17 protein-coding genes are annotated in these 20,954 nt (G+C 63.0%); 7 read left to right on the plus strand and 10 right to left on the minus strand.

Annotated elements, in window-relative coordinates:
• Positions 1 to 42 precede the first annotated feature (42 nt).
• The 6 genes from R3X27_RS00485 to R3X27_RS00510 all read right to left on the minus strand — a co-directional run bounded on the left by R3X27_RS00485 (position 43) and on the right by R3X27_RS00510 (position 7,751).
• Positions 43 to 1,044, minus strand: coding sequence for a dynamin family protein (locus R3X27_RS00485; protein WP_317706846.1), 1,002 nt, complete (start codon positions 1,042 to 1,044; stop codon positions 43 to 45).
• Between the two features lie 18 nt (positions 1,045 to 1,062).
• Positions 1,063 to 3,183 (minus strand): dynamin family protein, encoded by a 2,121-nt coding sequence (locus R3X27_RS00490; RefSeq protein ID WP_317706847.1) that lies wholly within the window; start codon positions 3,181 to 3,183, stop codon positions 1,063 to 1,065.
• A gap of 111 nt (positions 3,184 to 3,294) precedes the next feature.
• Positions 3,295 to 4,455, minus strand: a complete 1,161-nt coding sequence (locus tag R3X27_RS00495) for a hypothetical protein (RefSeq protein ID WP_317706848.1) — start codon at positions 4,453 to 4,455, stop codon at positions 3,295 to 3,297.
• On the minus strand, positions 4,452 to 5,402 hold the full coding sequence (locus tag R3X27_RS00500) for a PP2C family protein-serine/threonine phosphatase (RefSeq protein ID WP_317706849.1): 951 nt from the start codon (positions 5,400 to 5,402) through the stop codon (positions 4,452 to 4,454). Before R3X27_RS00500 ends, R3X27_RS00495 begins: the two co-directional genes overlap by 4 nt.
• On the minus strand, positions 5,386 to 6,339 hold the full coding sequence (locus R3X27_RS00505; RefSeq protein ID WP_317706850.1) for an FHA domain-containing protein: 954 nt from the start codon (positions 6,337 to 6,339) through the stop codon (positions 5,386 to 5,388). Before R3X27_RS00505 ends, R3X27_RS00500 begins: the two co-directional genes overlap by 17 nt.
• The gene (locus tag R3X27_RS00510; RefSeq protein WP_317706851.1) at positions 6,336 to 7,751 is read right to left on the minus strand and encodes a serine/threonine-protein kinase; all 1,416 of its coding nucleotides are present in this window, start codon (positions 7,749 to 7,751) and stop codon (positions 6,336 to 6,338) included. The genes R3X27_RS00505 and R3X27_RS00510 overlap by 4 nt, the downstream gene beginning before the upstream one ends.
• Positions 7,752 to 8,135: 384 nt before the next feature.
• Between R3X27_RS00510 and R3X27_RS00515 the strand changes: the two genes are divergently transcribed.
• The gene (locus tag R3X27_RS00515; RefSeq protein WP_317706852.1) at positions 8,136 to 9,209 is read left to right on the plus strand and encodes a glycosyltransferase family 2 protein; all 1,074 of its coding nucleotides are present in this window, start codon (positions 8,136 to 8,138) and stop codon (positions 9,207 to 9,209) included.
• Positions 9,210 to 9,389: 180 nt separating this feature from the next.
• On the opposite strand, the gene R3X27_RS00520 is transcribed toward R3X27_RS00515, so the two are convergent.
• A complete protein-coding gene (locus R3X27_RS00520) occupies positions 9,390 to 11,183 on the minus strand; it encodes an ABC transporter ATP-binding protein (RefSeq protein ID WP_317706853.1) in 1,794 nt (597 codons plus the stop codon).
• 271 nt (positions 11,184 to 11,454) lie between these two features.
• Here R3X27_RS00520 and R3X27_RS00525 point away from each other — a divergent pair, with 271 nt between their 5' ends.
• From R3X27_RS00525 to R3X27_RS00545, 5 genes are all read left to right on the plus strand, one after another.
• The gene (locus tag R3X27_RS00525; protein ID WP_317706854.1) at positions 11,455 to 12,411 is read left to right on the plus strand and encodes a glycosyltransferase; all 957 of its coding nucleotides are present in this window, start codon (positions 11,455 to 11,457) and stop codon (positions 12,409 to 12,411) included.
• Positions 12,412 to 12,506: 95 nt separating this feature from the next.
• Positions 12,507 to 13,076, plus strand: coding sequence for a dTDP-4-dehydrorhamnose 3,5-epimerase (gene rfbC / locus R3X27_RS00530; protein WP_317706855.1), 570 nt, complete (start codon positions 12,507 to 12,509; stop codon positions 13,074 to 13,076).
• Between the two features lie 2 nt (positions 13,077 to 13,078).
• On the plus strand, positions 13,079 to 14,119 hold the full coding sequence (rfbB, locus tag R3X27_RS00535; RefSeq protein WP_317706856.1) for a dTDP-glucose 4,6-dehydratase: 1,041 nt from the start codon (positions 13,079 to 13,081) through the stop codon (positions 14,117 to 14,119).
• Positions 14,116 to 14,973, plus strand: coding sequence for a dTDP-4-dehydrorhamnose reductase (rfbD, locus tag R3X27_RS00540; RefSeq protein ID WP_317706857.1), 858 nt, complete (start codon positions 14,116 to 14,118; stop codon positions 14,971 to 14,973). The genes rfbB and rfbD overlap by 4 nt, the downstream gene beginning before the upstream one ends.
• Positions 14,974 to 15,252: 279 nt before the next feature.
• Complete coding sequence (locus R3X27_RS00545) at positions 15,253 to 15,993, plus strand: sulfite exporter TauE/SafE family protein (protein WP_317706858.1); 741 nt, start codon at positions 15,253 to 15,255, stop codon at positions 15,991 to 15,993.
• Between the two features lie 8 nt (positions 15,994 to 16,001).
• On the opposite strand, the gene R3X27_RS00550 is transcribed toward R3X27_RS00545, so the two are convergent.
• The 3 genes from R3X27_RS00550 to R3X27_RS00560 form a co-directional block, all read right to left on the minus strand.
• Complete coding sequence (locus R3X27_RS00550) at positions 16,002 to 16,913, minus strand: AEC family transporter (RefSeq protein ID WP_317706859.1); 912 nt, start codon at positions 16,911 to 16,913, stop codon at positions 16,002 to 16,004.
• A 13-nt stretch (positions 16,914 to 16,926) separates the two neighbouring features.
• Positions 16,927 to 17,592: a lipoyl(octanoyl) transferase LipB gene (gene lipB, locus R3X27_RS00555; protein WP_317706860.1), complete on the minus strand. Its 666-nt coding sequence runs from the start codon at positions 17,590 to 17,592 to the stop codon at positions 16,927 to 16,929.
• Positions 17,593 to 17,671: 79 nt separating this feature from the next.
• Entirely contained in the window at positions 17,672 to 19,660 is a 1,989-nt protein-coding gene (locus R3X27_RS00560) for an acyltransferase family protein (protein ID WP_317706861.1), read from the minus strand.
• Positions 19,661 to 19,898: 238 nt separating this feature from the next.
• Here R3X27_RS00560 and R3X27_RS00565 point away from each other — a divergent pair, with 238 nt between their 5' ends.
• Positions 19,899 to 20,951 (plus strand): C4-dicarboxylate ABC transporter, encoded by a 1,053-nt coding sequence (locus R3X27_RS00565; RefSeq protein WP_317706862.1) that lies wholly within the window; start codon positions 19,899 to 19,901, stop codon positions 20,949 to 20,951.
• Positions 20,952 to 20,954 lie beyond the last annotated feature (3 nt).

The raw sequence follows: 20,954 nt of genomic DNA on the forward strand, positions 1-20,954 counted from the left end.
CGCAAAAACCTTTCGCCTTTCCTACCCTTGACGGTTTCGCCCCTATCGGAAGATCTCCGCAAGCCGGTCCTCACCCGGTTCCGGGCGAAGGTGACGCCGGCGACTTCCAGACGGGCTGACACGACGTGGAATGACCCGCGCCGGTCCGCCGGACGACTCGCCTGCATCCTTCTCGATGGCTTCCGGATTCAGCGCTTGTGCAGCTTCGGCCGGTCGCGTTGCAGCTTCCTCGGCTTCCCAAAGCGCATTATCCGCTTCGGTCATCGCTGGAACCGTCGGAATCTCCTGCCCGAGCTGCTTGGACATGGTCATGACGAGATCGAGCAATGCCGACATGAATGCCTCCGCACCGCTGGCCTCCCAAGCGGCACTGTCCTCGCCTGCAGCCAGTGCGCGCGTAAGGGAAATCGGAAATACCTCGGCAAAGAGCCCCTCGGTCTCTTGCCGAACCCGCGCCAGCACCCGCCGACGATCCCGCTCCTCGGTCAGCTTGTCCATCCGCGTCAGCAGCAAGAAGCTACGTTCCTGCAGTTCCAGCGGCATCTCATCCCAAACGGCCGCTTCGCTCTGCCGCCAGGCCTGCACGGCATGAGAGCACCAGATCACCGCATCGGCACGAGAGATTACGCGACGCCAGACCTCCGCAGGCATATTCGGATCTGAAATACCTGGAAAATCGATGATGTCGCACAATTCCAGCACACTCGCCTGCCGCTCCACCTCGAGGAACTCCGTCCTGGCAAGCGGGATGTCTCCAATGCGGTCGAAATCGACGGAGAAACGCTTTCCATCGAGTCCTACTCCTCGCGGCGCACCTGTGCCGAAGCTCAACCAGACTGGCGGCAATTGCGTTGCCGTGACCTTCACCGGAAGCGCACTGGAACCGATCAACATATTGGTCAGTGTGCTTTTGCCGGCGGAAAACTCGCCCATGATGGCGATTCGCGGGCGCCGTCCAATCTTCGCCTCCGCACAGGCGGGCGCGGGGGTCGGGGCGTTTGGCATCGTCGGCGTCTCGACCTTTAGTTCGGGATTGTAGAACATGGCACGATCCTTCCTGTCTCAGGCCGCGAAACGGCTCAGCCGGGCCACAGCCTCGGCCAACGCTTCAGAAGAGGGGCCGGGTTGCGCGGCGGCATGTCCGCCGCCAGTCGCGCGTAGCCCAATATTGGCGAGTATTGCCCGCTGATCGTCAAAAAATCCTTGAAGACACTGCCGAATTTCCAGCGCCGCCGCCTCGCAATGCGCTGCCTTCAGCGCCGTCACAATTGGGCGCGTCTCCGCCTCGATCATGGCGTGGAACTCCGGAGCAAAGCGTTCATAGCCGCGCCGACGGCTCCACCAACGGCGCCACCAGTTTCCCTTGAGATCCAACGCGATGGTCTGGCCGATCAGAACCGGCGGCGCAAGGCGCGGTAACACCGGTGGCTGGATGTTGAAATCTACCACGGAACGACCAAGCGCACGGGCATAGATGCCTGCGATCTGCTCCGCAGCCGCCGCGCTCGAAGCGGTTGCCGATCCGCGCAACTGGCGCGCAAAGACCTGGAACCCGGAGCGCAAAAGAAGCCTCAGTCCAGCCGGGTCGTAACTCCATGGTGACATCTCGCCATAGCTGTCGAGGTGCTTGAGCAACGCTGCCGTTGCCCGCTCCAGGAAACTCTGGTGAGCTCGCTCCAGCCGTTGGCCCGCAGCCTCCAGCGCCGCCTGAAGTGCACGGTCCAACTCTGATATCGCCTGCCCTTCAAGCGCCCCAAGCGCCTGTTCCATAGTAGGAACATCGATATCACCGACATGTGCGGCGGCGGCCTCGCCGGGACTGGCCGCCGCAGCGGCCGACAGGCCTGTCGCCAGGTTCATCGCCGCCCGGGAGACGCTTTGCAGCCGCTCGCGCGCCGCCCCTTCCGTTACGCGGTTCCAGATTGCACCGTAGAGCGCCGGCACGCCGGACAGCCACCAGATCAGCTCCAATGCTCCAAACTCCCGTTCCATCTGGTGCGCAACATGCTCCGCGTAGCCGAGCAACACCTCGCTTGCCTCGTCATCAAGCACGCTCAGATCGCCCTTCAGCGCTAGATTCGCCCAATGTGCTGATCCGAAAACGATTTGTGCTTCATGCGGCCCGTGATGTGCCCGCAATGTCTCACGGATACTCTCGCGAATCTCCTCGATCTGACGCACCGGATCTGACAACTCGTCGATGCGATTTACGAAGATGATGACTTCGCGGGAGCGCACGTTGGAAATCAGCCGGATCAACGCCATGTCAACCGCGCTCAACGCCTGATGCGCCGAGAGCACGACAACGCTGAGACGGCTGTCGCGAATCGCTCCGATTGTGATCTGCTCGCGCATCATGAACGTGTCGTTCACGCCGGGAGTGTCGCGCAGACACAAACCCATCGGCCAGTCCGGCCGAGCGATGTTCAGCTCGGCCGCCTTCGTGATGTCGGCGAAACGGCCCTGGCTCTCCGGCCCGGCCTCCTCATCCTCGAAATCATCTCCGAGGCAGACATAACGTTCGATCAAATCCTTGCTGAGTTTTCCATATTCATGGCTCGTGCCCAACAGAAGCTCGAACTTGCGCCCCAGTCGACGTCGGGTCTTATCTCGCATCGCCTCGATCTGGGCTCGGATCTTCTCCGCCTCCTCCTCGGCCCCCGACCGTCCGGCCAATTCGCCGATCCGACCGCCCTTACGTGTCAGGCGGTCCCAATCCTCCGGTTCGAAGAAGCTGAACCGCGCCGCATATGGCAATGCGGTTGCCTCTGGGCAGACATGGAGCGACGTTACAACAGATGTCCAGGGATTGACGTCCGCCGGCAGCAGGCCCGGCGCACCGATCATGGCATTGACGAGGCTCGTTTTGCCTGCCTTGACCTGACCGATCATCGTCACCGCCGGTTCGAGCCCGCAGAGATCCTTTCGCAGGCGCTGCGCTGACACGGCGGTCTCGGAGTCGGCCTGCGCGATCAGCTCGTCGAGGATCTCGAGAACCTCGGTCCGCTGTGCCAAAGCAGGAGAAAGCCCCTCCAGGCACATCCGAAAGAGCGACGCGGCCGCATCGCATTCAACCGCGAGATCGGCTGGAAGATCACCAATCGGCTCATCCGCGTTCTCGGCAATGGACGTCACCGGGGTCGTGCCCGGCCCGTCATAGGCAAATGCTCCCTCACCCGGCATGGTCCCTCCAATCGAGATTGTCCGTCCCACGATGCTGCGATGCCGCGCCTCGGAAACGGCTGGAAAGTGGCGAAACGATGGCTTGTATCTGCAATCCGAAACAGTCTGTTCTCACGCGCACAGCAGGGCCTCGCATTCATGCCGGATCTGGGTCATGAGCGACACCGCATCCCCCATGGCCTCAGGGGTTGCCTCGATCTGCATCAGCAAGATCAGGTTGCAGGCTTCCTCAAGCACCTCCGCTACGGGGCCGCCGACAGATGCAGCCATCTCGCCACAGGCCTCGATCGATTCCGAACAGAGCTCCAGAATAGCCGGTGCGGCCCGTTCCATCGCCTCTGCATTGGGACTGTCGCAGAGGGCGGACAGCTCGCAGGCCTGGGCCGCAAGAAAGGTGACGATTTCGGCTGTCGGGCCGGAACGGGTAGCACCGTCGGCACCTCGCTCCGATGGAACCGGATCCAACAGGTCGGAAAAGTCGGGCGCCTCCTCGGGCAACGCTTCATCAGGAGTCTGCTGGACTTCGTGGTACCGCTCAAGAAGGGCCAGCGCCCCTTCGAGGTCCTCGCGCCGCGCGTTGCTGACATGGTCCAGTAGCTCGCTGCGGAAGCCATCCATCCGCGCCGCCCAACCCGGACCCGGCCCTGTTAGATGCGCGCCCCGGAAACGACCTCCGAAGGACGTGCCCCCGACCGCCTCCATCGGTTTTGCCTGCGCCGTGGCAACGAGGAATGCATGATCCAGAAGGCCTTCCGGCAGCCGGCGCCACCAGGCGCGTTCGCGCTCCTGCAACACCTCTGCGACCCAGATCGCCATATCCGCGCGCCGCGCGGCCCAGCCAATCGCAGAGTCGAGTTCTGACGTCTCACCCTCCAGCTCGACAACTAAAAAAGAGACCTTTTCCAGCATGGGCAGCGGTGCTGACAGCCGGGCCAGAGCCAGGGTCAGGGGATCAATACGCTCGAACTCGGCCTGGGCAACGCTCTGCTCCCGTCCGCTTCCGGAGACAATTTCAACTTCCATACCCGTGCCGAAGCGCAGCTCCATCGGCGGCATATTCAAGCTTTCCAACAGCACCTTGCGCCCAAGGAGCGCATTGACCAGCGCAGCCGGCGCGGCCTCTGGACGTCCGAGTACGGCGATCCGGACCGGGCTCGTCAGCCGTTCCAGCACACGTTCGCCCATCTGTTGCGCTGTTCGCGGCAAGCTGCCACCAGCCAATGCGGCCGTCAGCTGCGCCAACGCGCGGGGCTCGCCTGCCGTCCGCATCACTTGCTCGGCTCCGCAACCTCGACCCGTGCCGACTTCAAGGACGCCAGCGCGCCAATCCCCTGCCCAGCCAGCGGCGGACGCGACCGGCTCGGCCGGCCCAAGGCAAGAAGCCGCGCAAGCAGCCGTTTCAATCCACCTGCCTGCGACACCGGTGCTGGCATCGGAAGTGCGCGCAGTACGGCCACAGACAGATTGTCCTGCTCCGCATCGCCCGCCAACTCGACTCGTGCCAGCAACCGTTCAGCCAGATCCGTTGCGGAACTTTCCGGGAGGACAGTCAGGGATTGGGAAATGTCCTCTTGCGACAACGTCAAGACCCCGTCACTGGCGGCAAGGATCAGATCCCCTGCCAACAGCTCCACCCCACGCGCCGGACAATCGACCTGCCGCAAAGGTTCGATCCCAAGCGCGGAAGTCAGACAACTGCGATCCGGGTGATGGGCCGCAACAGCCGCATCCATCTCCCCCATGCGAGCCAGAAAGTCGAATTGTGGCGCCAGAGAATGCACCTCGTTCAGTTGACGCAGGTCGCCGTCGCGCAGAAGAAAAAGCGGGCTGTCACCGATGGACAACCAATAGAGCCGCCCGTCCTGGACCACGGTCGCAAGCAGCGTTGCGCCCATTCCCGCAGTGTCCGGGTTGGCGTCGGTATGGGCCATGATCGCGTGGTTGGCGGCCTGTGCTGCCATGCCCAGAAGAACAGGGATGTCGCCGGAGATCTGGCCGGCGGCATCACGCTGCCCTGCCAGTTCCTCGCGCACTGACGTCACCGCAAGTTGGCTGGCCACTGCGCCGGCGACATGTCCGCCCAACCCGTCGGCCAGAACCGCGATCCCCGCCGCCCCGACTTGCGGTACGTCGCAGAGCACGGCATCCTCCTGCGACTGCCTCCGCCCGAGGCTCAGCCCCGTGGCAACGTCCAGGCTAAACTCACTGCGTGGCGTCATCGGCGCTTCCCTTTCTCTCGGCCCAGGTGAACTCATCACCACAAAGGGCGATGAAGCGCAGGCAGGTCTCGCCGATCCGAATCGTGTCACCATCCTTGAGATCTTCCGTCGACAGCACCGGCCGACCGTTCAAGCGCACGATATTGGACTTCCCACCCTGACCGAGAAAGAAGGCACTCGCCTGATCATCAAAGGCGATCGATGCGTGGTTTCTGCGCGAGATCGCGCCGTCACCATAGTCAAGACTGATCGCCTGATCCTCTCCGCGACCAATGCTGGAAACGCCATTACCCAGAGTGAAACTGGCCCCACGCCCAGGCCCCTCCGTCACCACGATCCAACCGACGGGGAATCGCGCCACCGGTTGTGCCTCTTGCGAATCCTCAACGGCAAAGGGGTCCTGCGCCGCGAGTGTGGCAGATTGGAAACCAAGCAGCCGGGTCTTCGCCCGGCCCTGCCCGGTGGTGGGCGTTTCAGGGGATAGTCCTGCCTTGGAGAATTGCGCGATCTGGGCTCGGGCGAGGGCGACCTCGTCATTCAGATCCTCTTCCCGCGGGTCCTGCACTGGTGCGGACGCAACTTGCGGGTCCGCTGGGGGCAGGGCCTCAGTCTCGGCCTCGATATCCCAGATCCGCCGACGCGCCGGTGCGGAATCCTCCCGTCCGGCCATCCGGGTACGGGCCACGAACGGATCTGCCCCCTGCTGTTCGGCTGCCTCCGAGACAGTCGGGTCCGGCTTCGCAGCCGCGGCAACCGGACGGTTGGGATAGGGGACAAGGACGGGTTCGGCTGGTTCGGTCTGAAGTTCCGCGCCAAACTCAACGGGATCGATCAGGAAATCCTCCCCAAGGCTCTCATCGTGTGGCGCGTCCTCGGCACGGAGCCCGCTCCCCACGTCTCGATCCAATGCACCGGGCCGCTTGCGAAAGAAATTCATGCCCCATAGCCCTCCATCTGGCCAACCTTCTCGGCAGTCTGTGCTGAACGCCGACCCCGCCACACGCGCGAAAACCAACCTGGCGTCGCGGACTTGCGTCCCGCTTGACCGGCAGCCCTTTGCACCTGTGATGAAGTGCCTACGCCCTGAAGCGTCTCAGCCTCGTCGTCTTGCGCGGTCTCTGCTTCGCGACGCGCCCGATCCTCGGCTTCTGCGGCTTCACGGCGCGCGATTTCCTCGGCTTCCGCCGCGAAGCGCAAAGCCTGCTCTGCCTCCTCCGCCTCGCGGATAGCTTGTGCCCGTCGACGCTCGCGCGCCTCCTCTCGGACGCGTGCAGCCTCTGCCTCGCGGCGCGCTGTCTCGGCTGTCTCCCGCGCCGCGCGCTCCTGCTCAACCCGGACCGCAGCATTGGTGTCCTCGACCAGTTTCCGGATCCGGTCCGCGACGGCCGGGTCTTCCGACACCTGCGCGGTCATCGCGCGCCGGCGCGCCCTCACATCGATGAACTCGAGCCATTCCTCGGCGCTCTGCAACCGGTCCTTGGCAAAGACCTTCAACGCCCTGTCAATCGCTGAGAGAAAGGCGTTGTCATAGTCCGGCAACCGTCCGACCAGCGGAACATAGGGGTCCGGCTTTCGTTCAGCGAGCGCGGCCAGGCGCATATGGCTGTAGATCGGCGGATCACCCGTCAGAACATGATAGAGCGTCGCTGCCAAAGAATACAGATCGCCCGCTGGGCTCTGAGCCGCGCCGGCGAGGTAAAACTCCTGCGGAGAGTAGCCATCCTTGACCACTTGCAACGCCGAGAGCACCCGGCTGGCGCGCCGTGCGGTGTCCCGTGCGGCACCAAAATCAATCAGGATCGGGTCATTTCCCGCATCGAGCAGGATGTTGTCCGGGGAAATGTCCCGGTGCAGCACATCGTGGCTGTGCACATGCGCGACCGCTTCCAACAGCCTTTGCGTCATCGTCCGGATCGAGGATGGATCGAGTCGCTGCGGCTCTGTCTCGATCACGTCGAACAGGTCCCGCCCCTCAACATAATCCAGCGCCATGTAAGCCGTGCCATTGTCTTCGAAGACATCATGCACCCCGACGATGTTGGGATGGTTCAGCTTGGCCAGCCGTCGCGCCTCCTCGCCGAAAAGCCGCACGACGACATCGAATTCCGTCTGGTGTCCACGCGTGCGTGCTCGCACCTGCGCCTGCGACCGGCAGCACATGGTCGATGGATAGCATTCTTTGAGGACAACCCGGCGTTCCAGGCTGTTGCGGGCAAGATATGTGATGCCGAACCCACCGGCATTGAGAAAGGAATCGATTATGAATTGGCCTTGAAGCAGAGGCGTCCCCGGCGGCAGGCTGTCGGGCGGGGCACCTTGAACATGCAGTGTCGCGGTCATCGGGTTCATTCCCTCTTCCGACGGTTGAGATTCGCACGTGCCGTCTCCTTGGCATCGCGGCCACCATATTCTGGAGTCAAATGTGTCAAGAAAGGGGCAAGAAAATCCGAGACTGGACGCAATAAATCTATAAATTTATAGGGTTTTTCATCTAACGCGGTGTTGGGCGCGCAACCCTGCGCAGGGAAACGAAAATCTCCCTGCAAGGCATTTCCGCTCGTTCGGAAACAATGAAAATTGTCGCCTTTGACTGTGGCACAATTCAGCCGTTGGGCCCAGGAACCGGCGAGTGGACATCGTTTCCCGGCCGGAACCAAAGGCGCGATGGCAGCGCGTCTGAAACTGGCATAGATTACTACGAAGGCCGCCGAAACAGCAGGGGAGACGCGGAACATGCCGGAAATTTCGGTAATCGTGACCGCCTACGATATAGCGGCCTATATCGACGAGTGCCTTGATGACATCCTTGCGCAGGATTTCGAGGATCTGGAGGTCATCGTCGTCGATGACGGCTCGCGCGATGGCACGCCCGAGCGCATCCGAGCCGCCGCCGAACGGGACGCGCGCATCGTGCCACTGCTGCTGGAGACGAATTCCGTGGGCGGCGTGGCCACCGCCGCCAATGCCGGAATTGCGCGCGCGACTGGCCGCTACATCGGCTTTGCGGACGGCGATGACCGCTACGATCCAACCATGTTCGGCAAGCTCCACGCCGCGGCCAGCGCCAGCAATGCCGATCTTGCCATATGCTCCTATCTCAACATGGACACCGAGACCGGTGAGACCGCAGAGCCGCCCGACGCGGCACGGTGGCGCGAAATCGCTCCGGAGGGCGTGCTGGTACTGGACGAAGCAAACCGACGCCGCGCGCTTTCGCTCAATGCCGTCCCCTGGCGCAAGCTCTACGACGCCGAGTTAGTCAGGAAACACGGGCTGCGCTTCCCGGTCGGCGATTTCTTCTACGAAGACAACCCGTTTCACTGGTTCGCCCTGCTGTCGGCGGATCGCCTCGCCTTTGTTGACGAGCGCCTCTGCCTCCACCGGGTCAACCGGATCGGCCAGACCACGGCCAATGTCGATGCCAAGCTGCTGCGCATGTTCCAGCATCACGCGATCATCAAGCGCTGGTTGGAGGAGCATGGTCACGATTCAGCCTTCCGGCTCGACCTTCTGAGCTGGGCTGCACGGCAACTGTCATGGATCGGACGAAAATGCCCCGAAGAGCTGCGCGAGGACCTGTTCACGGCGATTCGGGAGGTCGTTGCCCTGCATGACGCCGAGGATCTGGCGTCCCCCGAGTTGCGCGCACGGATCGGCAAGCGCACGAGCGGGCTCCTGCTGGCCGCGCGGGATGGGGATTTCGACGCATTCTGTGCCGGTCTCGACAAGTCCGCCGGACGGGCACCAAAGAAACGGTCGGCTTCGGATGGGTTCGGGGCGCGGCTGCGCGGGCTGCTCGGGCGGTAACGCCAGGGGGAAGCCTGCCGAACCCAGCGCGCCAGAAGGACGGCTCCCCCGCCACTTTGATACGGCATCGGCCTCGGGTCGTGACAAATCTGGATCATCCGCTCCTGCGGACACAGGTTACAGTCGCAACGAACGGTTACTCCACCTGCGCCTCAGGCAAGTATGAGTGCCGTCGGCACCTCAGCCAACAGTCCCCTCAGCGTGCCCAGCTTCCTCGGACTCGACCTCCTCAGCCTCCAGGTTGAACAGGCTTCGGTAGATCGGGTAACCCGCCATCAGGTTCTCATGGCTGTCCATCGCGATGATCTGGCCGCCTTCCATGAGCATCACCTTGTCGACCCATTGCAGGATGGCCGGCCGGTGGGAGACAAAGAGCATCGTCTTGTCCGGGTTGGACTTGATCACGCGGCTCAGGATCTCGCGTTCGCTTTCACCGTCCAGTGCAGAGGTCGCCTCGTCAAAGATGACGATCTTGGATTGTTTGAGCAGCGCCCGCGCGATGCCGACACGTTGTTTTTGTCCACCCGAAAGCGCGCCGCCATTGGCCCCAACCTGGGTGTCGAGTCCTTGGGGCATCCCGGCGACCACCTCGGCCAACTTCGCCTCGCGCACGACTTCCAAGACCTCCTCCTCGCTCGCATCGACGCGACCGTGGAGGATGTTCTCGCGGATCGTGCCTTCGAACAGGAAAACCTCCTGCGAGATCAGCGCCGTCGAATTGCGCAACGCGTCATGGGAAAGCTCGCGCAAATCGACATCGCCGATCCGGACCGCGCCCTTCACCGGATCGTAGAAACGCTGAACAAGGTCGATCAGGGTTGTCTTGCCCGCGCCGGAGCGGCCGACAATGGCGATGTTCTCGCCTACATCCAGCGCGAAACTGACATTGTTGAGTGCCGGAACACGGCCTTCGTAGCTGAAGGAAACATCGTCGAATTGCAGAGAGGCCGGACGGCCTTCAAGCGTTGTATCGCCTGTCGCCTTGAGCCGTACCGGAACCTCCATCATCGTGAACATGTTGTTCGACAGCACGATGGCATTCGTGATGTCGACCATCGTCTTGGAGACCCGCTCGGCCGGTTGATAGGCTAGCAGAAAGGCGGAAATAAAGGCTGTGAACTCGCCCGGCGTCTTGCCGTTTGAAACAGTCTGCCAGGAGGCATAGATCACGTAGAGCCCGAGCACGAGCCCACCCAGAAGCTGCATGAACGGCATGGTCGCGGCGGTGATACGGGCAATGGAGAGGATGCGATCCTCAAGTGCCTGGACCGCGTCGGAGAAGCGGGATTTGGTGCGCTCCTCGAGTTGGTAGCTCTTGACCGTTTTCATGCCCTGGAAGGTCTCGACGCCGACCGAGTGAACCTTTCCGAGCAACGAGGCCTCGGCCTTGGCAATGCCTTTGATCCGCCCCGACAGGGCAGTGATCAGATAGAAGATCAGCGGGAAGAGCACCAACGCCGTGAGCGACATGAACGGGTCCTGGACGACCATCACACCGATAAGGGCGACCAGTGTGAGCATATCCGTCAGCATGTTGTTACAGAGCCGGACGACCACGCTCGCAGCCATCTTTCCGGAGATGAACACCTGCTGCATCGTCGCGGCCGGATGCCCTCTGGAGAAAAAGGTGAGATCCTTGTCGATCAGCGAATTGAAGAGCTTGCGTTGGTAACTTGACGAGATCTGGCGGTTCATCACCTTGCCGACAACGGCATTGCCATATTCGCAGATGCTGAGCGCCGCCGAGACCCCGACGACCAATGCCGCCACGGACCAGGCGCGCATGAGGCTGCCTTCGACGAAGACCTCGTTAACGATCAGTTTCGTCGACCAGGCCAGCGCCGCAGTGAAGGTGGCGACGCCGGTCATGAGAAAGATCGAGAACACGTAAAGCTTCCATCGCGGCGGAATCGATTCGAGGATAAGCCGTTTGGCGATCTGGAAGCTGTCGATGTCGGAGGTCTTGTCGTTCATCTGTGTAGAGTGTCCGAGCTTGCTGCGAGGCCGCATCCTGAACCGCGCATCTGCACGGAAGACGACGGCCCGTCGAAGATTGATGCTCATTCGCCCGCGCGGGGGCGCAATGTCAAGAGATCGAGCCGGTCAGCGGGACGATTTGGGCGGGTTGGTGCCCGCCAGCGCCGATCGCGGGGCGGGCTGTTCATCACATGCAATCTCTTGGAATGGGCCGTCAAACAAGCTAGTCGGACGTGTAAATTCCGATGCTGCTTCGGGGGATCAAGCAATGCGAATAGCCGTTGGGGCAATCACCCGGCGTCGGCCGGTCATGTTCGAAACCTTGCTCGACAGCCTCGCGCGGGTGACCCGGCCCGATGGGATCGAATTGCTGTTTGTCTTCGCAGAGAACGATTCCGAGCATCAAGCCGCCAAGGCCGTCGAGGCATTTCGCGCGAGCATTCCCGAGCCGGTTCTGTTCGCGCTGGAGCCTGAACCGGGAATTCCCTTCGCGCGCAACCGCGTGCTTTCGATGGCGTTTGAGCAGGAGGCCGATTTCCTGACTTTCGTGGATGATGACGAGACGGTCGCGGAAGACTGGCTCACCACGCTTGTCGCCGCCATGGAGGCGCGCAGGCTCGATCTCGCCGGCGGGCCGGTGGAGCCCGTGGCCGACAGCAGCGCGTTGACCGGCTGGAACCGCGCGGTGCTGGAGCATCTGCAAGATCGCGCCCAGCGGCGCAACCGAACCCGCCGCCACGCCACCGAGGCCGGCACTGATGACGGGCTCAACATCTACACCAATAACTGGTGTCTACGCCTCTCTGCTCAAAGGGAGCACGGCATTCGTTTCGACGAGCGCCTTCGCGACACTGGCGGCTCTGACACTCGTTTCAGCCGGGAAATGTCGGCTGCCGGGGCGCGCCTCGGCTGGGTTCCGGAGGCCGGGGTCGTAGATCGGATTCCGCTCCGCCGCCTGAGCCTGCGCTATCACTACTCCCGCGCCCGCGACCAGGCGATCAACACCGTCCGGCTGAACCGGAAATCGACCATACGGACCCTGCGCGAAGTGCTCACGCAATGGCTCGAAGCGCTCGCATTGCTGCTCGCCAGCCCGGCATTGGGGCGACGGGGCGTGGTCAAGGCGGTGTTCAAGCTTGGCCTTGCAAATGGCCAGCTTCGTGGCGTTTTCGGCGGTGCGAGCAGGCATTACGCCGAGGAGCGCGCCGGTCATCACGCTGAGTAAGCCTATCGGTGTTGACAGGCGCCTGCTCTTGCTGCCAAGTCCGTTCGGGTCGATATGAACGGCTTTAAACAGACCGATAGCTGAAAGACTTTTCGATGGGCATTGATGTCAAACCCCTCGCAATTCCCGAGGTAAAACTGATTACGCCGCAACGCTTCGGCGATCACCGTGGCTTTTTCGAAGAGACGTATAATCGCGACAGCTTCGCGGTCGAAGGCATCAGCCTGGATTTCGTACAGGACAACCACTCACTCTCCGCCGAAGCGGGCACGATCCGCGGCCTGCATTTCCAGGCACCACCTCGCGCCCAGGACAAGCTTGTGCGCTGCGGGCGCGGCCGGCTCTTCGATGTCGCCGTGGATATTCGCACCGGCTCGCCAACCTACGGAAAATGGGTCGGTGAAGAGCTGAGCTTCGCGAACGGGCGGATGCTGCTGGTGCCGGCCGGGTTCGCGCATGGTTTCCTCACGCTCGAGCCCGCCACCGAGATCGTCTACAAATGCTCGGACACCTATGCCCCCGAAACCGAGGGCGCGCTCCGCTGGGATGATCCCGGCATCGGCATCGGTTGGCCGGATTTCGATGGCGCGCCACAGCTTTCGGGCAAGGATGCCGTCGCCCCCGTCCTCGCCGATATTGACAGCCCCTTCACCTTCGAGGCCTGACCATGAAAATTCTCGTGACCGGCGGTGCCGGGTTCATCGGCTCCGCCGTCATTCGCCGCGCCATCGCGGACGGCCATAAAGTCGTCAATGTCGACGTGCTGACCTATGCCGCCTGCCTCGACAATATCGCCAGCGTGTCGGACGCGCCTGGCTATGCCTTCGAGCAGGCTGACATCCGGGACGCCGAGGCCATGGCCGCCGTGCTCGCAAAGCACCAGCCGGACACGATCATGCATCTCGCGGCCGAGAGCCATGTCGACCGCTCCATCGACGGCCCCGCCGCCTTCATCGACACCAATATCACCGGCACCTATGTCCTGCTGGAAGCCGCCCGCGCTTATTGGATGGCGCAAGGCAAGCCCGAGGGCTTCCGCTTCCATCACATCTCGACCGATGAGGTCTTTGGCTCGCTTGGCGCGACGGGCTTCTTCACCGAGGACAGCCCCTACCAGCCGAACTCGCCCTATTCCGCCTCCAAGGCCGGCTCCGACCATCTCGTGCGCGCCTGGGCCGAGACCTATGGTTTGCCCATCGTGCTGACCAATTGCTCGAACAATTACGGCCCTTTCCAGTTCCCCGAGAAGCTCATACCTGTTGTGATCCTGAAAGCGCTCTCAGGCCAACCGATCCCGATCTATGGCAAGGGCGACAATATCCGCGACTGGCTCCACGTGGAGGACCATGCCGAGGCGCTGCTCCTCGTGCTGGAGAAGGGCGAACTGGGCCGCTCCTACAATATCGGCGGCGAAAACGAGATGACCAACCTGGATCTCGTCAGGATGCTCTGCGCCGTCCTCGACCGGCTCAAGCCCGGCGAGGCGCCCTATGCGGACCTGATCACTTTCGTCACCGACCGCCCGGGCCATGACGCCCGCTATGCGATCGACCCGACCCGCATCCGCGAAGAGCTGAACTGGCGCCCCTCGCACACGCCGGAAACCGGGTTGGAACAGACCGTGCAGTGGTATCTCGACAATGAGGACTGGTGGAAGGCGCTGCAGGCCCGCGCCGGTGTCGGCGAACGTCTGGGGGTATCGAAATGAAGGCGCTCCTGCTGGGCCGGGACGGCCAGGTCGCAACCGAGTTCCTCCGCCGCGCACCGGCCTACGGCATCGAGGTCGAGGCGCTGGAAGTGCCCGAGCTGGATTTCACCGACCCTGCGGGCGCGGCGGCGCTTGTCCGAGGCAAGGACTGTGACGTTATCGTCAATGCTGCCGCCTACACGGCAGTGGACAAGGCCGAGAGCGACGAGAAACTCGCGCAGCTGATCAATGCCGACGGCCCCGGTGCCGTGGCGCGCGTGGCCGCCGAAAAGAGCATCCCCTTCCTGCATATCTCGACCGATTACGTCTTCGACGGGTCTGGTGAGGGACGGTTCACCACAGAAGATCCAACCGGTCCGTTGGGCGTCTATGGCGCCACCAAGCTCGATGGCGAGCGGCAGGTGGCCGAGGCCGGCGGCTGGCACGCGATCCTGAGGACAAGCTGGGTCTTCTCTGCCCATGGCGGCAATTTCGTCAAGACAATGCTGCGGCTCGGTGCCGAACGCGACAAGCTGACAATCGTCGCCGATCAGATTGGCGGGCCGACCGCCGCCGCCGATATCGCCGAAGCGTTGCTGACCATCGCCAAGGCCGGCCCGGAAGCCGAGGGCGGTCTGTTCCACTTCGCGGGCAGCCCGGATGCGAGCTGGGCCGATTTCGCCCGCGAGATCTTCACGCAGGCGGGGCTTTCCTGCGAGGTCGAGGGCATTCCAACCAGCGCCTACCCGACGCCCGCCACCCGTCCGCTGAATTCGCGGCTCGATTGCTCGCGGTTGGAGCAGACCCATGGCATTGCCCAGCCAGACTGGAAGGCTGCACTCGCCGAAGTGCTGGCTGAGCTCAAGATGGCCTGACGAACGGCAGGATTGCGGCTGTCCGTTTCGGAAGCAACGAAGAGCTACGAAACCCGTATTTCCGCCTGCCTCCGGGATGGCGCGACGGCGGGTCCCTGCGCCAGACATGATCTACCGTCATCCCGATACAATACTCCGCCCCCTAGACCCCACTTGCGACAGAAAGGCCCGCCGCCGTCCATCGCTTTCCGCTTGCCTCCGGCAAGGCAGGCTCTTAGGGCGAACGCACTTCCGGGCTGGGCCTGACACGCGCCGCTCCGGCGAGAGGAGGTCCTGATAATGGAATTCTGGCTCGTGGCCGGGCTTGCGGCCTATCTGATGGGGCTGTCGAAAGGCGGCGTCCCGATGATCTCGATGCTGGCCGTCCCGCTGATGACGCTCTTCATGGATCCCGCTCATGCCGCGGGCTTGCTTCTGCCCATCTACATCGTCGCCGACTGGTACGCGATCTACCTGTTCCGCAAGGCGTTTTCTGTCCGCAACCTGAAGATCATGCTGCCCGGCGCCGTCATCGGCGTCCTGACCGGATATGTTGCCGTGGCCCATGTCCCGGGCGATTTCGTCAAGCTGCTGGTGGCCGGGATCGGCCTCTCCTATCTCTTCAACTCCTTGCGCGCCCGCTTTGCCAGCGCCGAGCCGGCGGCCCGCGAGGCCGATGTCCCGCGCGGCCTCTTCTGGGGCGCGCTGGCCGGACTGACGAGCTATATCTCCCATGCCGGTGGGCCGCCCTTCCAAGCCTATGTGCTGCCGCAGAAGCTCGACAAGATGGTCTATCTCGGCACGACCACGATCTTCTTTGCCGCCGTCAACCTGATGAAGTTCCCGCCCTTCATCCTCGCCGGACAGGTCACCTGGGACAGCTTCCTGCAAGCCCTCTGGCTTGCCCCCGCTGCCCTTGCCGGGGCCTGGAGCGGGGCGTTGATCGCGCGGATCCTGCCGCCGAAGGTCTTCTTCCTGCTGATCGAGGTCGCCCTTGCCGTGGTCTCGCTGAAACTGCTCTACGAGGTCTTTCTCGGCTGATCCTCGGCTCAGCCGATGACCCAGCGCAGCAACGTCAGTGTCGCGGGCAGGGTGAGGAAGCTCAGAAGCGTTTGCGAGGTGATGATCGCCGCCATCAGCAACGCATTGCCGCCCATCTGCCGCGCCAATGTATAGGCAGCGACGCCAGTCGGCAGGGCAGCGAAGATGATTGCGACCTCGGAGGTCAGCTGTGCGGGCTGCAACACCAGCAACGCAAGCATCACGCCAGCGGGGAAGACGACCAGTTTGCCAAAGGTGGCCGCGCCAATGGCGACGGCGGAGGCTTGAAGCCCGCGTAGCTTGAGATTGGCGCCAACGCACATCAACATGATTGGCAGCGCGGCCGAGCCGAGAATGCGCGCCATCTCGTGCAGCACCGGGATTTCCTGCCAGCCCATCAGGTTGACGGCCACGCCCGCGAGGATCGACAGGATCAACGGATTGCGGATGAGCTGCCCGAGCAGCCCGCCGCGCCCGGCGCCGAGCTGAAGCGAGAGCAGCGAGACGATGGTCACATTCACCACTGGGATCAGCAACGCCGAGCCGAGCACCGCCACCTGCAACCCCGCCGCGCCAAAGAGCGCCTCTGCGAGTGCCAGCGCGATGAAGGTGTTGAACCGCGCGCTGCCCTGCAGGATCGAACTGGCCTCCGCCGGGGCCCAGGCGCGGCCGAGCAGTAACCCGCAGGCGATGGCAGCGAAAAAGCCGGAATAGAGGATCGCGGCAAGCGACCAGATCTCCGGGCTGGTGAGGTCGGCCGCAGAGATCTTGGCGAAGAACAGCGCCGGCATCAAAACCCAGTAGACGAGCTTGTCATTGAGGTTCCAGAACTCGGTCGACGGGATTCCGCCCCGGCGCAACAGGTAGCCGAGGATGATCATCAGGAAGACCGGCGCGATGGCAATGAAGATCGGCAGCATCTGCGGCCCCGACCTAATCTGGTGTCGGCAGGTGATCCTCGAACGTTGCGCGCAGGGCAACGTCGAGATCGTTCATCGTCACGGGCAGGCCGAGATCCACAAGGCTCGTGACCCCGTAGCCCGAAATCCCACAGGGGACGATCCCATCGAAATGCTCCAGCTCCGGCTCGACATTGATCGAGAGCCCGTGGAGGCTGACCCATTTGCGCAGGCGGATGCCGATGGCAGCGATCTTGTCCTCGCGCGGGGAGCCATCAGGCAGCGGCGCCATTTCCGGTCGCGTCACCCACACGCCGACGCGCCCCGGCCGGATCTCGCCCTTGACGTTGAAAGTGTCCAGCGTGGCGATGACCCAGTTCTCCAGCGCTTCGACAAAGACCCGGATGTCGCGGCCACGCCGGGAAAGGTCAAGCATGACATAGACGACACGCTGGCCGGGACCGTGATAGGTATACTGCCCACCGCGGCGGACATCATAGACCGGGAAACGGTCGGGATCGCGCAGATCCTTGACCTCTGCGGAGGTTCCGGCGGTGTAGAGCGGCGGATGTTCGAGCAGCCAGATCGCCTCGTCTTCCTCGCCGGCATGGATTGCAATGGCACGGCGCTCCATCTCGGCCACGGCGTCCGGGTAGGGGACCAGCTCGGAACTGGTGATCCATTCGACCATTGACGACACCTCGCTTCGCTTGCCCTTGCACCCTTCCGGGTCTCCCCTGCCTTTGACTCAAAGCGGCGCGCGGGGCAAGCCTCGCCGTTCAGCCGGCCGCGTCGGCAAGGATCCGTGCCAACGGTCGGCCCAGCAGGGTCTCGGAGGCGCTGCGGGTGAGGTGATCGTCGTCGGAATAGATCGGAATGCCCTGCGCATCGGACACACGACAGGTCGCGCCGCAGAGCAGCACACTCAGCGGTGCATGTGTGACCTGATTATCCACCTGCGCCAATCGATCGAGCATCCGCTCTGTACGGCCCGCCCGAGCAAGGTAGTCCTGCCAGTTCAGCGGTGCCGGAGGCAACGGCCCCAGGGCCAGCGCACTTTTTGCCAGCCGCAACGGCACGTTCCAGCCCGGTTCGGGCACCGGTCCGAGGATCAGGACGCGTCGGCTTTCGTCCCGCAAGTCGGCAATTGTCTCCCCGAGCGCTGTTTCCACAAGGTCCGCATTCCCGAGCGGGGCGGCTCGGGTCCTGTCGGCAAGGCGCGCGAGTCGGACATCCGTCCCGGCTTCTTCTCCAAACCGCGTTCCCTCGACCGAAAGTGTCCAGCGCCCGGCGAGGATAACCAGCGGCAGGTCGTCCCGGCCTTCCAGGAACGCGAGCACGGCGCGGTTGAGCGCCGTACATTTCGGATCCTCCGGAACGCGGCGCAACCCCGGAACCGGCAGGCACGCACTCTGTCCGACAAACAGCCCGGACAAACCGGCCCGTCGTGCGGCGACATCCAGCCCCGGCATGAGCGACAATGCGTGGCTGTCGCCCCAGAGCAGGAAATCGGCCCGCCCCTGTCCGGGTTCGCCAAGGCTGCACAGGCCTGCGTCCGGCATCCGGTCGAAACAGGCTGCTCGACGCGGGGCCGTGTCGCGCGCCGCTGCGGCGATGGCCCGGACCTCGTCCGGCAGACGCCCCGGCGCGCCGTCGCTGAGCGCAAAAAGCACGCCAAGCCCGGCCGTCAAACCGAGCGACGCCGCCGAGAACGAGAAGATCACGGGTCGGGACAGCCCGCGCGGCGGACGGCGCCGAAAAGGCTGTTCGATAAAGCGGTAGGAGCCGCCCGCCAGCAGGAAGGACAGCAGAACTGCAAGAATACCAAGCCAGAGCGGCAAGGTGACGGACCCGCGCGCACTGCGCAGGAGCGCCATGAGCGGCCAGTGCCAGAGATAGAGCGAATAGGAGACAAGACCGATCCAGACCGGCAGACGTCTGGAAAGCAGGCGCGTGACCACCGGCGGCACCGGGCTGTTTCCCGCATGGAGGATGGCCACAGCGCCGAGCACTGGCGGCAGGGCGGCAAAGCCCGGAAAGGCGGTTGCGTGATCGTAGAAAACGACGGAGGCGATGATCGCGGCCAGACCGGTCAGAGACAGCAGCGTGGCGAGACGAGGCGCCGGACGGGCCCTGGCTGGCAGAAACGCGAGGAGGGCGCCGATCCCCAGTTCCCAGGCGCGGAAGGGCGACAGGTAAAAGACGCCGTTCGGTGCCTGCGGAAGCATCGCGATCGCCGCAAGAAGCGAGAGGCCAGAGAGGATGGCAAGGACACCAAAGCTCGCGCGACGCCCCGCAGGATGAAACACCAAAAGGAGCAGCGGGAAGAGCAGGTAGAATTGCTCTTCGACCGCGAGCGACCAGCTATGCAGCAATGGAACGATCTCAGAGACCGGACCGAAGTAATCCAGGGTCCGGGCGAAGTGGATATTCGAAGCAAAAAAGGTTGTGGCGACGGCGGATTTGCCAAGCGCATCCATCTCGTCCGGTAATAGCACCAACGTCCCGACAAGGAATGTCGTCACGATAACCGCTGTCAGCGCCGGCAGGATTCGCCGTGCGCGGCGTTCGTAGAAACGCAGAAGAGAGAAATCGCCCTGCTCGAGTTCGACCAGCAGGATCGAGGTTATCAGGAAGCTGGAGATGACAAAAAACACGTCCACGCCAACAAACCCGCCGGAAAACCCGGGAATCTCCGCGTGGTAGAGCACCACGGGCAGGATGGCGACGGCGCGCAAGCCATCGATATCGGGGCGATAGGATACCAACGTTCTGTCCGGTCTTCTCGAAAGCGCCTTCCTGCAACAAAGGCCGCCGGGTCCGTTCTGCGCCGTCCAAGGTTTCAACTTGGTTAAGACAATGGAAACGATTGCCCCTGTCAGAAAGACCAGCGGGAGCGCGGCTGAACGTCTCCTATGCGTAACCTGCGGTCTCCGCTAACATTTCAAGTGTGTCTGGACGAGTTGTTGCCCGTGTACCGAGCGCATACCCGAGAACCGTATTGCCGTGATCAACTCTGCCCTTGCCGTCTCGTTTTCCTGTTTGTTTGTCTCTTGCGCCGCCGCCGAAACGACGCATCTCGATCTTGTCTCCTCCTTTCAGGGCGACCTCCCCATCGTGGGCGAGCAGAGCGCCCGTTTCGTCGAGATCTTCAATGCCATCTCCGATGAGGTCCAGTTTCGATTCCACCCTCCCGGATCGCTGACCCCGGTCTCGCAGTCGCTGGAATCCGTCTCCAACGGCTATGTCGACGCCGCCTATTCCATCTCGGGTTACTGGCAGGATCGCCTTCCGTCCGCCGCGCTGTTCTCGGCCTTTCCCTTTGGTTTTGGCCCGCTGGAACGGATCGCCTGGACCTATGAAAGCAATGGGCTGGCGCTCTACCAGGAGATGTATGACCGCGGCGGCTACGAGGTGAAGGTCGTTCCTTGTGGTATGCTCTCCGCCGAAACCTCTGGCTGGTTCAAGAAGGAGATCAACCGTCCCGAAGATCTCGACGGGCTCCGCATGCGGACCTTCGGATTCGCAGGAGAGGTCTTTGCCCGGCTCGGCGTCGAGACGGAACTCCTTTTCGCAGACGGCATCGCATTTGCCCTCCGGAATGACGCGTTGGATGCAGCTGAGTTTTCCGTGATCGCGGCCGATGTCTATCTCGGCCTGCAGGAACATACGGATTTCGCCTATTTCCCGGGCTGGCACCAACCGTCGACGCTGATGGAGCTTCTGGTGAACAGGCATGTCTGGGACGGGCTTGAACAACCTGTGCAGCAATCCATTGAAACGGCCTGTTTTGCAAACATCCTTGAGGCGCTTTCCCATGGCGCGCTGGAAAACCAGTTGGCCTATCGGTCGGTCGTGGACAGCAAGGAGGCCCGGTTTCGGAGCTGGTCGCCGGAGATGCTGGACGCTTTCAGGACAGTCTGGGGAGAAGTGGTCGAGGAAAATGTAAATCGTGACAAGTTCTTCCGCAGGGTTTGGGCGGACATTTCCAAATTCCAGCGTGAAAGGAACGAATGGCTCCGTGTCTTGCATCCCGGCCCTGATCCTGCGCGTCCCTGACCC

Source organism: Tropicimonas sp. TH_r6 (assembly GCF_033101155.1).
Taxonomy (GTDB): Bacteria; Pseudomonadota; Alphaproteobacteria; order Rhodobacterales; family Rhodobacteraceae; genus Tropicimonas.